This window comes from Maribacter sp. (assembly GCF_049667165.1).
Lineage (GTDB): Bacteria > Bacteroidota > Bacteroidia > Flavobacteriales > Flavobacteriaceae > Maribacter_A.
The window spans coordinates 1-15342 of sequence record NZ_JBATHS010000410.1 but is presented as its reverse complement, the minus strand read 5'-3'; the positions used below and the strand labels follow the sequence as shown (position 1 = coordinate 15342).

Here is a 15342-nt window from a genome sequence, read left to right as displayed (position 1 = left end):
ACATAATGATTGTAGTTGTTGGGGTAGGCAAAGAACAGATCGTTCTTTGCAAAGATGAACGAACTGCTCATATTGATGCTGGGCAAATGAATGGTGGCGGGGTTCTTGGCCTCCAAGACATCTTTTTCCTCGTAGCTCAAACTACGTCCGGTTTTATACCGAAGGTTTAAACTCGTCTCTTTATCCCCGATCACTTTCGAAGGTTGTTTTACATTGATGGTGCCATGATCGGTGGTGATAATTAGTTTCATGCCCATTTGTTGGGCTTGTTGTATAATTTCCAACAGGGGCGAATTTTTAAACCAACTTTGGGTCAACGAGCGGTAGGCTTTGTCGTTCGAGGCCAATTCCTTGATCACTTCCATTTCGGTTTTCGAATGGGAGAGCATATCCACAAAATTATAAACGATAACGGTTAGGTCATTGTCTTTTTGGGATTTGAAATTCTGTGACAATTGCTTCCCCTGTTTTAAGCTGCTTATTTTATGATATTCCCATTTAATTTCCAATCCCAGGCGTTTTAACTGTTCGCCCAAAAACTTATCCTCATAAAGGTTCTTACCGCCTTCTTCGGTATCATTTTTCCACCAATCAGGATACTTTTTCTCCATGGCCATTGGGGTAAGACCGGCAAAAATGGCGTTTCGGGCATATTGGGTTGCCGTAGGAAGGATACTTACGTAGGAATCCTCCTTTGTTTTTTTATAGAAAGGGCTTACCGTTGCTTCGAAGGATAACCATTGGTCGTATCTTAAATTGTCTATTACGACCAATAACGTTGGGCTATCACTGATTTCTGGCTTGATCCATTTCTTGAAGAGGTTGTGCGACATAACGGGTCCTTCCTCATCATTGAACCACTTCCCATAATTCTTCTCCACAAATTTTCCGAACTGATTGTTCGCTTCGATTTTTTGTGATTCCAAAATTTCTATCAGACCGCTATCCTCAATATTCTCGAGGCGAAGTTCCCAATGTATTAATTTTCTATAAAGGTCTACCCATTCCTCATAAGAATTGACCATAGAAAGGTCCATGGCTATTTTACGGAACTCCTGTTGATAATCTGCCGTGGTACGTTCAGAAACCAATCGTGAATGATCTAGATTTTTCTTTAAGGATAATAGTATTTGGTTCGGATTTACAGGCTTGATCAGGTAATCTGCAATTTTTGATCCGATGGCCTCTTCCATAATGAGTTCCTCTTCACTCTTGGTGATCATGACCACAGGAATCGAAGAGTTATATAATTTTATTTCGGTCAAGGTTTCCAATCCCGAAAGACCCGGCATATTCTCGTCCAGAAAAATGATATCAACCAAAGTGTTCTGTATTTCTTCCAGGGCCTCTTGGCCACTTTGGCATGTTATTACCTTGTAATTTTTGCTTTCCAGGAATAGAATGTGCGGTTTTAAAAGGTCAATCTCGTCATCGACCCAAAGTATTGTTATTTTGTGCATAGTACTGGAACGGTATTAATTGTGGACTGTACGGTATTGAACGGCCCCCAAGTCGCCCTCTTTTCTATAGTGTAGGGCTTTCCCTTTTAAATATCAGGGTATCATTTCAATTGTATAACTTTGGTTTATATTTATAAGAAACAGCCATTTTGATAAATTCAAACAAGCTTAAGATTTTCAATGATCCAATTTACGGATTTATTAGAATCCCAAGTACACTTATTTTCAAGCTCATCGAGGATCCCTATTTTCAGAGGTTGCGAAGAATTTCACAAATGGGCTTGTCCTATATGGTTTATCCCGGAGCCCATCATACCCGATTTCATCATGCTTTGGGCAGCATGCATTTGATGCAGCATGCCATTCAAGTGCTTCGTTTTAAAGGTGTTGCCATTTCTGAGGAAGAAGAAGAAGGGTTGCTCGTAGCCATTTTGTTGCACGACATAGGACATGGGCCATTTTCCCATGCCATGGAAAACAGTATTGTCGAAGGCATCTCCCATGAACATATTTCCTTGCTTTTCATGCAGGAACTCAATCAAAAGTTTAACGGAAGTTTAACGCTGGCCATTGAAATATTCCGAGGGGAATATTCCAGAAGGTTTTTGAACCAATTGGTATCCAGTCAGCTCGATATGGACAGGATGGACTACTTGAAAAGGGATAGTTTTTATACTGGAGTGGCCGAGGGAAGTATAAACGCGGAACGTTTGATCAGTATGCTCAATGTGGTTGACAATGAATTGGTGGTAGAGGAAAAAGGTATTTATTCAGTTGAAAAGTTCCTCATAACAAGACGCTTTATGTATTGGCAGGTATATCTGCACAAAACAGGCCTTGTGGCCGAGCAATTGTTGATCCGTATCTTGAAACGAGCAAGGGAGCTCTTGGGTAAGGGTATGCAAATCGAATGTAGCGAAGCGTTATTGTTCTTTATGAAAAATAGGGTTTTTGAAAATGACTTTACGGCCGAAGTATTGGATCAATTCTCCCACCTCGATGATATAGACATACTTTCGGCATTGAAACAATGGCAATATCATGACGATTTTGTACTTTCCAAGCTGAGCGGCATGATCATCAATAGGGAATTGCTCTCCATTAAAATGAAGAACAGCCCTATCGCTTCAAAAAAGATTGAGGAACAATCGGAAAAAATTAAAAACCTGTATGGACTATCCGAAGAGGAAACGGCGTATTTCGTTTTTGCTGGGAAAATCGGAAATAGAGCGTATAATTCTGAATTCCAGAATATTAACATCCTTAAAAAGGATGGTAGACTAAAAGATGTGGCTAAGGCTTCGGATCACCTTAACCTTAAGACATTTTCCAAAAAAGTTCTTAAGTATTATATGTGTTACCCCAAAGAAACCATTTAACTATTTTTCTTACTTTTGTGCCCATGGTATTTACAGCAGGTCAGATTGCAGGTATTTTAGAAGGCGAAGTTGACGGGAATCCAGAGATTTCGGTACATAAGCTCGCAAAGATAGAGGAGGGTGAAATAGGTTCGTTGACCTTTTTGGCCAACCCAAAATACACATCCTTTATTTATACCACAAAGGCATCCATAACTATTGTGAATAAGGATTTTGTACCCGAGCAGAATGTGAAAACCACAATGATCAAAGTGGAGGATGCCTATGAATCCTTTTCAAAAATATTGGAATATTACAACCAGGTGAAGAATACCAAAAGTGGCATTGAATCCCCGGTTTATACAGCCGATGATGCCGTTTACGGGGATAACTTTTACTTAGGGGCGTTCTCTTACCTTGGGAGTAAAGTGAACATTGGCAACAACGTAAAGATCTATCCGAATGTATTTGTTGGTGATAATGTTAGAATCGCTGATAATGTCATCATCTTTGCAGGGGCCAAGATTTACTCAGAAACGGTAATAGGAAAAAATTGCATGATCCATAGTGGGGCGATTATAGGGGCCGATGGTTTTGGCTATTCCCCAAACAAGGACGGTACGTTCACTAAGGTTCCCCAAACGGGAAATGTTGTTTTGGAGGATAATGTGGACGTGGGGGCAGGCACCACCATAGACAGGGCGACCTTGGGCTCGACCATTTTACGTAAAGGGGTGAAACTGGATAATCAGATTCAGATCGCCCATAATGTTGAAATTGGGGAAAATACCGTAATTGCAGCACAAACAGGGATTGCGGGATCCACCAAGATTGGTAAGAATTGTATGATAGGCGGTCAGGTGGGTATCGTGGGGCACATTACCATTGGTGATAATGTAAAAATACAGGCCCAATCGGGAATCGGAAGGAATATAAAGGACAATGAAGTACTACAGGGTTCACCAGCCCTGACCTATGGTGATTTCAATAAGTCTTATGTCCATTTCAAGAACCTCCCGAAGATTATAAAGAAAATCGAAAAACTGCAAAAAAAATTTGACAGTGATCAAAACGAAGTATAAACAAAGAACAATCGCCAAAGAGGTTACCTTAAAAGGCGTCGGATTGCACACCGGGGGAAATGTCACCCTGAAATTCGTTCCCGCACCTGAAAACCATGGTTACGCTTTTAAACGGGTTGACCTAGAGGGCGAACCCATCATAGAGGCCGATGCCAATTATGTGGTAAATACCCAAAGGGGCACCAATCTCGAGAAACATGGGGTAAAGATCCAAACATCAGAGCATGTCTTGGCCGCTTTGGTCGGTTTGGAAATCGACAATGTGTTGATTGAGCTTGATTCCTCTGAACCTCCAATTATGGATGGTTCCTCAAAATTTTTCGTGGAAGCCCTGGAAGAAGCAGGTATTGTCGAACAAGAAGAAGAACGTGAGGAATATATCGTAAAGGATGTCATTTGTTATAAGGATGAAGCAACGGGTAGTGAAATAACCGTAATACCATCCGACTCTTATCAAGTCACTGCCATGGTCGATTTTGGCACCAAGGTGTTAGGCACCCAGAATGCTACCTTGGAGAAACTGTCAGATTTTAAAACCGAGATAGCCGATGCGCGTACATTCAGTTTCCTTCATGAATTGGAAATGCTTTTGGAGAATGGATTGATAAAAGGAGGGGACCTCAATAACGCCATCGTGTATGTTGATAAGGAGATTTCGACAGAAACCATGCGAAAACTTGAAAAGGCGTTTCATAAAAAGAAACTTTCAGTAAAACCCAATGGGATTCTTGATAATTTAACCTTGCACCAGCCTAATGAAGCGGCAAGACACAAATTATTGGACGTTGTAGGGGATTTGGCTTTGGCCGGAACAAGAATCAGGGGAAAAGTAATCGCCAATAAACCCGGGCATTTTGTGAATACCCAATTTGCCAAGAAATTGTCGAAGATCATCAAATTGGAAAAACGCAATAATATTCCAAAATACGACCTGAACCAAGCACCATTGATGGATATTCATCAAATCATGGCCATGCTTCCCCATCGACCGCCTTTTTTATTGATCGATAGAATATTGGAACTTTCCGATAATCACGTGGTGGGCATGAAGAATGTAACGATGAACGAACCTTTTTTCGTAGGTCATTTTCCTGGGGCCCCGGTTATGCCTGGAGTCCTGCAGGTAGAGGCCATGGCACAGACCGGTGGTATCTTGGTGTTGAGCACGGTTCCTGATCCGGAGAATTATTTGACCTTGTTCATGAAAATCGACAATGTAAAATTCAAACAGAAGGTCCTTCCTGGGGACACCCTTATATTCCATTGTAGTTTAATTTCCCCAATTCGCCGGGGAATATGCCATATGCAAGCATATGCCTATGCCAATGAAAAATTGGTATGTGAGGCTGAAATGATGGCCCAAATCGTAAAAAAGAGCTGATATGAATCAACCGCTTGCCTATATTCATCCAGGTGCCAAAATTTCCAAAAACGTTGTTGTTGAACCGTTTACGACCATTCATAATAATGTGATTATTGGCGATGGAACGTGGATCGGATCCAACGTAACGATAATGGAAGGGGCTCGAATTGGTAAAAATTGCAATATTTTTCCAGGAGCGGTAATATCGGCCCCACCTCAAGACCTTAAGTACGAAGGGGAGGAAACTATAGTGACCATTGGCGATAATACCACCATACGCGAATGTGCCACCATTCATAAGGGTACAGCAGACCGCATGAAGACCGTGATTGGAAAGAATTGCTTGATCATGGCGTATTGCCACATTGCCCACGATTGCTTCGTTGGGGATAATTGCATATTCTCAAATAATTCAACGTTGGCCGGACATGTCACCATCGGTGATAATGTGATCTTGGCCGGTTTGGTTGCTGTACACCAATTTGTGTCCATTGGCGGTCATGCCTTTGTGACCGGGGGTTCCTTGGTACGTAAAGATGTACCTCCGTATGTAAAGGCGGCACGGGAACCGTTATCCTATGTCGGCATCAATTCCGTGGGGCTTCGTAGAAGGGGATACACCTCGGATAAAATACGTGAGATTCAAAATATTTACCGGATACTTTACCAAAAAAATTACAACAATTCCCAAGCTGTCCAGATTATAGAGGCCGAAATGGAAGCTACCCCCGAGAGGGACGAGATCCTTCAGTTCATCAGGGATTCACAGCGCGGGATTATGAAAGGTTATTTTAGTACTAATTAATTCAATTTATGGCATCTACATCAGATATAAGAAAAGGACTTTGTATAAAGTATAACCACGATATCTTTAAGATTATCGAGTTCTTACATGTGAAACCCGGTAAAGGGCCTGCTTTTGTGCGAACAAAACTCAAAAGTGTGACAACGGGTAAAGTGATCGACAATACCTTTTCTTCCGGCCACAAAATCGAGGATGTTCGTGTTGAAACACGATCGTATCAATATCTATATGCAGAAGGGGATACGTTTCATTTTATGAACACTGATGATTATAATCAGATTTCCTTGCAAAAAAGTTCCTTGGATGCCCCTGATTTATTGAAAGAGGGGGAAGTTGTCACCATTTTGTTCAACACCGAGGACAGTATGCCTTTATCGGTAGATATGCCGGCTAGTGTAATTTTGGAGGTAACCCATGCCGAGCCTGGGGTAAAGGGGAATACGGCCACAAATGCTACCAAGCCAGCTACGGTAGAGACTGGTGCAAAGGTCAACGTACCGTTATTCATCAATGAAGGTGATAAAATCAAGATCGATACCGAAAAAGGCAATTATATGGAGCGGGTAAAGGATTGATTCGAAGGAGTTAAAAATTGAATATTTCTTTATACCATGAGATTTCCAAAGCCGTATACCCTAGAACAAATTGCAACCATTATCGGAAGTACCTATGTGGGCCCTGCGGAGTTCAAGGTATTGGGAATGAATGAGATACATGTGGTGCAAAACGGGGAAATTGTCTTTGTGGATCATCCCAAATATTATGATAAGGCGTTGCATTCAAGTGCTTCGGTCATTTTGATCAATAAGGATGTTGAATGCCCGGCCGGTAAGGCACTTTTGATTTCGGATGACCCTTTCAGGGATTTCAACAAGTTGTCCGTGTTTTTCCGACCCTTTCAAAAAAGTAGTACCGCTATTTCCGATTCGGCCAAAATTGGGGAGGGTACAATACTACAGCCAAATGTATTCATTGGCAATCATGTGACAATTGGCAAAAATTGCATCATACATTCCAATGTATCCATATATGACCATTGCAGTATAGGGGATAATGTCAGTATTCATGCGGGCTCTGTTTTGGGTGCCGATGCTTTCTATTATAAAAAAAGACCAGAAGGGTTCGACAAATTGATTTCCTGCGGTCGGGTGGTCCTGGAAGACGATGTTGAAATTGGCGCCCTTTGCACTATAGACAAAGGGGTTACCGGTGACACCACAATAAAGAAAGGAAGTAAATTGGATAACCAGGTACACGTCGGGCATGACACGGTTATAGGCCGCAAATGTCTAATAGCCTCACAAACGGGAATCGCCGGTTGTGTGATCATTGAGGATGAAGTGACCATCTGGGGCCAGGTAGGAACCACAAGTGGGATAACCATAGGAGCCAAGGCGGTCATTATGGGACAAACGGGGGTAACCAAATCTGTGCCAGGGGGTAAAAGTTATTTCGGTACTCCAATTGAAGAATCAAGGGAAAAATTAAAACAATTGGCCAATGTGAAAAAAATTCCCGGAATCCTTGAGAAATTAAAAGAATAATACGGATATAGCTTTTGAAATCATCGGTAATGGCATATTTTTGTGCAGCTAAATTAAAATAAAACCCTCATGAGTGTTCTAGTCAATAAAAACTCCAAAATAATAGTTCAAGGATTTACCGGTAGCGAAGGAACCTTCCATGCACAGCAGATGATCGAGTACGGAACCAATGTGGTTGGTGGCGTTACGCCAGGAAAAGGAGGACAGGAACATTTGGGAAAACCTGTGTTCAATACAGTGGAGGAAGCCGTAGAAAAGGTGGGTGCCGATACGACCATTATTTTTGTACCCCCTGCATTTGCCGCTGATGCGATCATGGAAGCAGCCAGTGCGGGCATTAAGGTGATCATTACGATTACCGAGGGAATACCCGTAGCCGATATGGTGAAGGCAGCTGACTATATCAAAGACAAGGATTGTCGGTTGGTAGGTCCAAACTGCCCTGGTGTCATAACTCCGGGAGAAGCCAAAGTAGGCATTATGCCAGGTTTTGTTTTCAAAAAAGGAAATGTGGGCATCGTATCAAAATCAGGTACATTGACCTATGAAGCAGCGGACCAGGTAGTACGCCAAGGATTGGGTATTACAACGGCCATTGGTATCGGTGGGGATCCTATTATCGGAACCACGACCAAGGATGCCGTTCAACTTTTAATCAACGATCCTGAAACGCAATGTGTGGTAATGATAGGTGAAATCGGGGGCCAATTGGAAGGCGATGCCGCTAAATGGTATAAGGCGAGTGGTAGTAAAAAGCCAATTGTGGGATTTATTGCGGGCGAGACCGCACCCGCCGGACGAACAATGGGTCATGCCGGGGCCATCGTAGGGGGTAGTGACGATACCGCCCAAGCCAAGAAACGCATTATGAGGGAATGTGGGATCCACGTGGTCGATTCCCCTGCTGAAATTGGTAAAAAGGTAAAAGAGGTCATGGGATAAACCATTAAAAAAGGTTTCTTATAAAGAACTAAGGCAACCCCGATTATACTGAAGAGTTTTCAGGATTCTCGGGTTTTTTTTCGGGGTTGTGCAAACAAAACTTATATTTGATATTCAACAACATAAAGTAGTGGTAAATGAAATTGTTAGAAGGTAAAAATGTTATAATCACTGGGGCCAGTAGAGGAATTGGAAAGGGTATAGCACAAGTATTTGCAGATCAAGGTGCCAATGTAGCCTTTACCTATAGTTCAAGTGACGGACCTGCTTTGGAATTGGAAAAGATGTTGGTCGCAAAAGGTGTGAAGGCAAAGGCATATAAGAGCAACGCGGCAAGTTTTGAAGCCTCTGAAAAATTAGTAGACCAGGTGTTGGAGGATTTTGGGGGCATCGATGTATTGATCAATAATGCGGGCATTACCAAAGACAACCTTTTAATACGAATGAGTGAGGCTGATTTCGATCAAGTGATCGAAACAAACCTGAAGTCGGTCTTTAACATGACCAAGGCGGTACAACGAACCTTATTGAAACAAAGAAGTGGTTCCATCATCAACATGGGCAGTGTTGTAGGTGCCAAAGGTAATGCCGGTCAGGCCAACTATGCCGCATCAAAGGCCGGTATGGTTGGGTTTACGAAATCGATCGCCTTGGAACTGGGGTCCAGGAGTATTCGGTGCAATGCAATTGCCCCAGGGTTTATCGAGACCGAAATGACCGAGAAACTTGATGAAAAAGTAGTACAATCATGGCGTGATGCCATTCCTTTAAAACGAGGGGGAACACCTGATGATATAGCCAATGCCTGTTTGTTTCTTGCGTCTGACCTATCTTCCTACATTACGGGCCAAGTGATACACGTCAATGGTGGAATGTTAACATAGTGGGGAAAGCGCTTTTGATTTATCCACTAGGTTTTGGGCTATCATCACGTTCAAGAGCGTACGAAACACATGTCTAGTTAAACAATACATGCAAACAACAACGGTACTATTGATCATTTTGGCTGCAATGGCAGCTTTGTTGATGGTACTTTTCCAATATTTCTTCAAATCAAAAATTAGCGGAAAATTAAGGCTCCTGCTATCATTTTTGCGCTTTTTGGCCGTGTTCTGCATATTGTTGCTTTTGTTGAATCCCAAATTCTCCAAAAAGAGTTTCTCCCTTGAGAAAGCGAACCTTTTGGTTTTAGTGGACAATTCATCCTCCATTGCGCAAAGTAATGGTCAAAAACAGATTGATTCGATTCTTGAGCTGCTAAAGGAATCTGCTGAATTAGAACAAAAATTCAATGTAGAATACTATAAGTTCGGCACTGAGATCGGTGTTCTGGATAGTCTTGATTTTTCGGAAAGCACAACAAATATTGGAAAAGGAATCAGGGCCTTGAATACTATTTTTGGAAACACTGAGAGCGCTGTGGTACTTTTAAGTGATGGCAATAGCACTTTGGGGGAAGATTATGAGTACTATGGCAAAAATCAGAAATTCCCGATCTATTCAATGGTCTTGGGTGATACGACCCAATACGAAGACTTGAAAATCGTTCAGGTGAACCTTAATAAATATGCCTTTCTAAAGAACAAGTTCCCCGTAGAGGTCTTTGTTTCCTACGATGGGGATAGTGAGGTAACCACCAGTCTGAAGATTGCCATGAATGGTAAAAATGTACACGCCCAACAACTGAAATTATCGAAACAAAGAAATGCTGAAACGGTTACGGTCCTATTGAATGCTTCCCAAATTGGGTTAAAGACGTTGCGCATTGGTTTGGATCTTTTGGTGAACGAAGTGAACAAAACCAATAACGTAAAGTATGTTGCCGTTGAGGTCATTGATGAAAAGACCAACGTCGCTATAGTTTCGGAAGTGATGCATCCTGATATAGGGGCCCTCAGGAAATCGATTGAAAGCAATGAACAACGCTCGGTATCCATAGTGCCACCCTCGGTTGATTTGGGGGATTTAAAGGATGTCGATCTTTTGGTCCTATACCAACCCACCCCCGCATTCCGTAAGATTTATGAGTACGTTTCCAATGCTAAGGTGGCCACTTTTACAATTACAGGTCCTAGAACGAACTGGGATTTTCTTAATGCCGTCCAGAATGGTTATTCCAAAAATAGTTATGGGCAATCTGAAGCAGCGAGTCCTTTAGAAAACAAAGGCTTTAATAAGTTTAGTATTCCTGATATTTTATTTGACAGCTATCCACCCTTGGAAACCAATTTAGGGGAAACCATGATCTTAAAGAGCCATGCGGTGTTGTTGTCACAAAAAATAAAAGGGAACGATATTGGCGAGCCGTTATTGGCATTATTAGAGGATACCCAAAGGCGTGAAGCGGTATTGTTCGGTGAAAACGTATGGAAATGGCGGATGCAGAATTATCGGGAAAATCAAAATTTCAATGATTTTGATCTCCTGATGGGTAAAATAATCCTTTATCTCACTGTCAATGAACCAAGGAATAGATTGGTACTTACGTATGAATCCTTTTTTGAAAGCAGTGCGGATGCCAAGATCATGGCCAATTATTTTGATGACTCCTTTTCCTTCGATCCCAATGCTGTGATTACGTTGCAACTCAAACAGAAAAACGGGATAGTCGATCAGGAGTTTCCTATGTTGTTGAAAGGCGGTTATTATGAGGCCGATTTAAGCAATTTGCCAGCTGGGGAGTATGAGTTTACGGTCAAAGTGGCCAATGAAAACCTTTCGAAATCAGGCAGTTTCAACATTCTGGCCTATGATGTGGAGCAGCAATTTACATCGAGTGATTACTCAAAGCTCGAACGACTTTCCGCAGGTACGGGTGCAAGGCTTTTCTATCCAAGGCAAACCAATGATCTAATAGGGGCATTACTGGGGGAGGCCAAATTCAAACCGGTCAGGAAAAGCGATGAAAATGTCGTATCTTTAATTGATTTCTGGCTGTTATTGGGGATTATGGTCGTAGCTTTGGCGGCTGAATGGTTTATTAGAAAATATAACGGATTAACTTAAAAATAATAAAATGGATAAATTACCAAAAATCGCATTACCGGCAATTTTTATACTCATTGTCTTGGTCATCTTAATATCGAAATCTGCAATTACAATTGGTTCTGGGGAAGCTGGGGTCCTATATAAAACTTTTGGAGGCGGTGTAGTAACCGAAGAAGCACCCTTAGGGGAAGGTTTTCATATTGTAGCCCCTTGGAACAAGGTTTTCGTCTATGAAGTGCGTCAGCAGGAAGTATTCGAAAAAATGCAGGTGTTGTCATCTAACGGACTGGAAATTAAATTGGATGCTTCGGCTTGGTTTGAACCAAAAAGGGAATTCTTGGGTAAGTTACATCAAGAAAAAGGGACAGAATACGTTCAACGTGTACTGTTGCCAACAATTCGGTCTGCCGCAAGAAGTGTGGTGGGACGTTATACCCCTGAACAATTATATTCCAGTAAAAGGGATGCCATTCAAGCAGAGATTTACGAGGAAACCAAAAAAATTGTTGATGGCCAGTATATTCAGTTAAATGAAATATTGGTGAGGGATGTTACATTGCCGGCTACCATTAAAGAAGCCATTGAGCGTAAATTGAAACAAGAACAGGAATCTTTGGAGTATGAGTTTCGATTGGTTACCGCTAAGAAAGAGGCGGAAAAGGTGACCATTGAAGCTCAAGGTAAGGCAGATGCCAACAAAATATTGAGTGCCTCCTTAACCGATAAGATCCTTCAGGACAAAGGTATCGACGCTACCTTGGAGCTTGCCAAATCCCCAAATACCAAAGTGGTTATTGTCGGAAGCGGCGATTCAGGTCTCCCATTGATATTGGGAAATAACTAAAATTTGTGAGGTAAGAGGCTATTAATGCATAGAATTGTACTATTTCAAACAATTGTTTTTAGATTTAAAAATAAATACTAATTTTACAATCGTAATGAGAAAACAAAATGCACATCATCATTTCTATACTTGCTTTCAAGCGAGGTAGAAATGTATTGTAGTATTTACAACATAGATCTAACCCGTTTGAGCAATCAAACGGGTTTTTTGATTAAAATGGTCGTAGGCATCCCAGATGGTACGACTCCAAAATAAAATGTGATAAATCATAAGAGAATGACAAAACTTAGAATTGCTATCCAAAAATCAGGTCGTTTAAATGAGGATTCCCTTGAAATCCTGAAAAATTGCGGAATTTACATAGACAATGGCAAGGACCAATTAAAAGCCTCAGCTCGTAATTTTCCCATGGAGGTATTCTACCTTCGAAACGGAGATATACCGCAATACCTTCGCGATGGAGTGGTAGATATTGCCATTATTGGTGAGAATGTATTGGTTGAAAAGGGGGAAGGGATCGGCGTTGCCGAAAAATTGGGATTTTCAAGATGTAGGGTTTCTTTGGCGGTACCAAAATCAGTGAAATATAACTCGGTCAAAGATTTTGAGGGCAAACGAATAGCGACTTCCTATCCCAATACGGTGATGTCATATTTAAAGGAAAAGGGTGTTAAGGCGGATCTTCATATTATCAATGGATCGGTTGAAATAGCCCCAAATATTGGTCTTGCTGACGGAATTTGCGATATCGTTTCGAGCGGAAGTACGTTGTTCAAGAACAATCTCAAAGAAGTGGAAGTCATGTTGAAGAGTGAGGCTGTTTTGGCTGTATCACAACAAATCACTACGGAGCGAAAGGCGATTTTATCGAAGTTGCAATTTAGGATCAAGTCGGTCTTGCAGGCCAGGCAGTCGAAGTACGTTTTGTTGAATGCCCCTAATGATAAACTGAACGATGTCTTGAAATTATTGCCCGGTATGCGGAGTCCAACAGTGTTGCCTTTGGCGGAAGCAGGATGGAGTTCCGTACATACGGTAATCAATAAAGATAAATTTTGGGAAGTGATCGACGAGCTGAAACAAGCTGGGGCCGAGGGCATCTTAGTATGCCCCATCGAGAAGATGGTACTCTAATATTTGGCCATGGCCAACCTTAGAGAGGGCATAGGATAACCATCGGTAAGAATACAACACATGAAGCATGAATAAAATTTACAATCCAAAGAGAGAAGACTGGGTCGCCTTATTGAAGCGGCCTACCCAAACAGTTTCCGATATTGAGGAAACCGTGAACGAAATCTTCACAGAGGTCCGTGACGCTGGGGATGCTGTTTTGAAAAAATATACCAAAAAATTCGATGGGGTAGCCTTGGATACGTTTCGAGTGGACCAGAATGAAATTGAGGAAGCAATGGCCTTGGTGAACAACGATTTAAAACAAGCAATTTCACAGGCAAAGCGAAATATTGAATCATTCCACAGCGCCCAGAAGACCTCAAGGGTTGAAGTTGAGACGGCTAATGGGGTGAACTGTTGGCAAGTAAAAAAACCCATTCAGAAAGTCGGACTGTATATTCCCGGAGGTACCGCCCCATTGTTCTCGACCATATTAATGTTGGCCGTTCCCGCGAATATAGCCGGATGCAGTGAGATTGTTTTATGTACCCCGCCCAATGCGGAAGGTAAAATTCATCCGGCCATATTATATACGGCCCAGTTGTGCGGGGTTACCCAAATATTCAAGGTAGGAGGTATACAAGCCATTGCGGGTATGACTTTTGGTACGGAAACCATTCCCCAAGTCTATAAAATTTTCGGTCCGGGCAATCAATATGTGACCGTTGCAAAACAAATAGCTACGAAATATGGTGTAGCTATCGATATGCCTGCGGGTCCTAGTGAATTATTGGTCATGGCAGATGCGAGTGCCAATGCCGCCTTTGTTGCCTCAGATTTACTTAGTCAGGCAGAACACGGCGCCGATAGCCAGGTTATTATGGTCACCACTACCAAAGCGATGCTACAGGCGGTGGAAGAAGAAGTCGAAAGACAGTTATCCGTATTACCGAGGAAGGCAATCGCAGAACAGGCCATTGCCAATAGTAAATTGATCTACGTGGAGGATAGCCAAACCGCCATCGACCTCATCAATGAATATGGTCCTGAACATTACATTTTATGCGTTGGGAATGAGGAGGATTTCCTTGATCAAGTCATGAATGCCGGCTCCGTTTTTATCGGAAATTATACCCCTGAAAGTGCAGGGGACTATGCATCAGGTACGAACCATACTTTGCCAACAAATGGGTATGCCAAGCAATATAGTGGTGTAAATCTCGATAGTTTTATGAAAAGCATGACCTTTCAGAGAATATCGGCTGAAGGGATCATGACGATTGGCACAACCATTGAACTTATGGCAGAAGCTGAAGGGCTGCACGCCCATAAGAATGCTGTAACATTGCGTCTAGAAAGCTTAAAGGATAAAAAAAATTGATAGGTAAGCCAAGGACAGCCGAGGCCTTATTTTAAACAAGCATGAACAATAAATTCAATTTAGAACGTTTGGTTCGAGAAAACGTAAAGGATTTGCAACCGTATTCTTCGGCGAGGGATGAATATGTCTCCGATGGTTCGGACATGGTATTCTTGGATGCTAATGAGAATCCGTTCGAGAATGGAGTGAATCGATATCCAGATCCACAACAGCGCAGCCTTAAAGCTGTTTTGGCCGAACAAAAAGGAGTCGATGTAAACAACATCCTGTTGGGAAATGGTAGCGATGAAGTATTGGATTTGATCTTTAGGGCGTTTTGCGAACCGAAGTGCGACAATATTATTTCAATGCCACCCACCTATGGTATGTATAAGGTGTTATCAGGGATCAATGCCATCGAAAATCGGGAAGTATTGTTGACCAAGGCATTTCAATTGGATGTTGAACGAATATTGGCCC

Annotated in this window: 14 protein-coding genes; 13 read left to right on the top strand and 1 reads right to left on the bottom strand. The window is 42.0% G+C overall.

All coding sequences use genetic code 11. From position 1 onward, the window contains the following. Positions 1–1460 (bottom strand): PglZ domain-containing protein (locus WBM98_RS18410; RefSeq protein WP_424367478.1); only part of this gene is annotated, 1460 nt, incomplete at its 3' end. 149 nt (positions 1461–1609) lie between these two features. On the opposite strand from WBM98_RS18410, the gene WBM98_RS18405 reads away from it, so the two are divergent. The 13 genes from WBM98_RS18405 to WBM98_RS18345 all read left to right on the top strand — a co-directional run. After that, positions 1610–2839, top strand: coding sequence for an HD domain-containing protein (locus WBM98_RS18405; protein WP_424367477.1), 1230 nt, complete (start codon positions 1610–1612; stop codon positions 2837–2839). 23 nt (positions 2840–2862) lie between these two features. Further along, a complete protein-coding gene (gene lpxD, locus WBM98_RS18400) occupies positions 2863–3900 on the top strand; it encodes a UDP-3-O-(3-hydroxymyristoyl)glucosamine N-acyltransferase (protein WP_424367476.1) in 1038 nt (345 codons plus the stop codon). Continuing rightward, on the top strand, positions 3875–5281 hold the full coding sequence (locus tag WBM98_RS18395) for a bifunctional UDP-3-O-[3-hydroxymyristoyl] N-acetylglucosamine deacetylase/3-hydroxyacyl-ACP dehydratase (protein WP_424367475.1): 1407 nt from the start codon (positions 3875–3877) through the stop codon (positions 5279–5281). The genes lpxD and WBM98_RS18395 overlap by 26 nt, the downstream gene beginning before the upstream one ends. 1 nt (position 5282) lies before the next feature. Further along, positions 5283–6068, top strand: a complete 786-nt coding sequence (lpxA, locus tag WBM98_RS18390) for an acyl-ACP--UDP-N-acetylglucosamine O-acyltransferase (RefSeq protein WP_424367474.1) — start codon at positions 5283–5285, stop codon at positions 6066–6068. Positions 6069–6076: 8 nt separating this feature from the next. After that, positions 6077–6643 carry an elongation factor P gene (gene efp / locus WBM98_RS18385; RefSeq protein WP_424367473.1) on the top strand — a complete coding sequence of 189 codons (567 nt, stop codon included), beginning with the start codon at positions 6077–6079 and terminating at the stop codon, positions 6641–6643. Positions 6644–6679: 36 nt separating this feature from the next. Continuing rightward, positions 6680–7612 (top strand): UDP-3-O-(3-hydroxymyristoyl)glucosamine N-acyltransferase, encoded by a 933-nt coding sequence (locus WBM98_RS18380; RefSeq protein ID WP_424367472.1) that lies wholly within the window; start codon positions 6680–6682, stop codon positions 7610–7612. Between the two features lie 69 nt (positions 7613–7681). Further along, the gene (gene sucD, locus WBM98_RS18375) at positions 7682–8554 is read left to right on the top strand and encodes a succinate--CoA ligase subunit alpha (RefSeq protein WP_424367471.1); all 873 of its coding nucleotides are present in this window, start codon (positions 7682–7684) and stop codon (positions 8552–8554) included. A 137-nt stretch (positions 8555–8691) separates the two neighbouring features. Further along, positions 8692–9438 carry a 3-oxoacyl-[acyl-carrier-protein] reductase gene (gene fabG / locus WBM98_RS18370; protein WP_424367470.1) on the top strand — a complete coding sequence of 249 codons (747 nt, stop codon included), beginning with the start codon at positions 8692–8694 and terminating at the stop codon, positions 9436–9438. Between the two features lie 88 nt (positions 9439–9526). Continuing rightward, positions 9527–11560, top strand: a complete 2034-nt coding sequence (locus WBM98_RS18365; protein WP_424367469.1) for a vWA domain-containing protein — start codon at positions 9527–9529, stop codon at positions 11558–11560. 10 nt (positions 11561–11570) lie between these two features. Next, positions 11571–12386 (top strand): prohibitin family protein, encoded by an 816-nt coding sequence (locus tag WBM98_RS18360; protein ID WP_424367468.1) that lies wholly within the window; start codon positions 11571–11573, stop codon positions 12384–12386. Positions 12387–12662: 276 nt separating this feature from the next. Further along, complete coding sequence (hisG, locus tag WBM98_RS18355; protein WP_424367467.1) at positions 12663–13520, top strand: ATP phosphoribosyltransferase; 858 nt, start codon at positions 12663–12665, stop codon at positions 13518–13520. Positions 13521–13587: 67 nt separating this feature from the next. After that, positions 13588–14883, top strand: coding sequence for a histidinol dehydrogenase (gene hisD / locus WBM98_RS18350; protein ID WP_424367466.1), 1296 nt, complete (start codon positions 13588–13590; stop codon positions 14881–14883). A 41-nt stretch (positions 14884–14924) separates the two neighbouring features. Further along, on the top strand, positions 14925–15342 hold a 418-nt coding region (locus tag WBM98_RS18345; RefSeq protein WP_424367465.1), incomplete at its 3' end, for an aminotransferase class I/II-fold pyridoxal phosphate-dependent enzyme.

Excerpts from the sequence above, each read along its gene's own strand:
- lpxD (WP_424367476.1), top strand. The coding sequence starts at position 2,863 with ATGGTATTTACAGCAGGTCAGATTGCAGGTATTTTAGAAGGCGAAGTT.
- hisD (WP_424367466.1), top strand. The coding sequence starts at position 13,588 with ATGAATAAAATTTACAATCCAAAGAGAGAAGACTGGGTCGCCTTATTG.
- WBM98_RS18380 (WP_424367472.1), top strand. The coding sequence starts at position 6,680 with ATGAGATTTCCAAAGCCGTATACCCTAGAACAAATTGCAACCATTATC.
- fabG (WP_424367470.1), top strand. The coding sequence starts at position 8,692 with ATGAAATTGTTAGAAGGTAAAAATGTTATAATCACTGGGGCCAGTAGA.
- efp (WP_424367473.1), top strand. The coding sequence starts at position 6,077 with ATGGCATCTACATCAGATATAAGAAAAGGACTTTGTATAAAGTATAAC.
- sucD (WP_424367471.1), top strand. The coding sequence starts at position 7,682 with ATGAGTGTTCTAGTCAATAAAAACTCCAAAATAATAGTTCAAGGATTT.
- lpxA (WP_424367474.1), top strand. The coding sequence starts at position 5,283 with ATGAATCAACCGCTTGCCTATATTCATCCAGGTGCCAAAATTTCCAAA.
- WBM98_RS18360 (WP_424367468.1), top strand. The coding sequence starts at position 11,571 with ATGGATAAATTACCAAAAATCGCATTACCGGCAATTTTTATACTCATT.
- hisG (WP_424367467.1), top strand. The coding sequence starts at position 12,663 with ATGACAAAACTTAGAATTGCTATCCAAAAATCAGGTCGTTTAAATGAG.
- WBM98_RS18365 (WP_424367469.1), top strand. The coding sequence starts at position 9,527 with ATGCAAACAACAACGGTACTATTGATCATTTTGGCTGCAATGGCAGCT.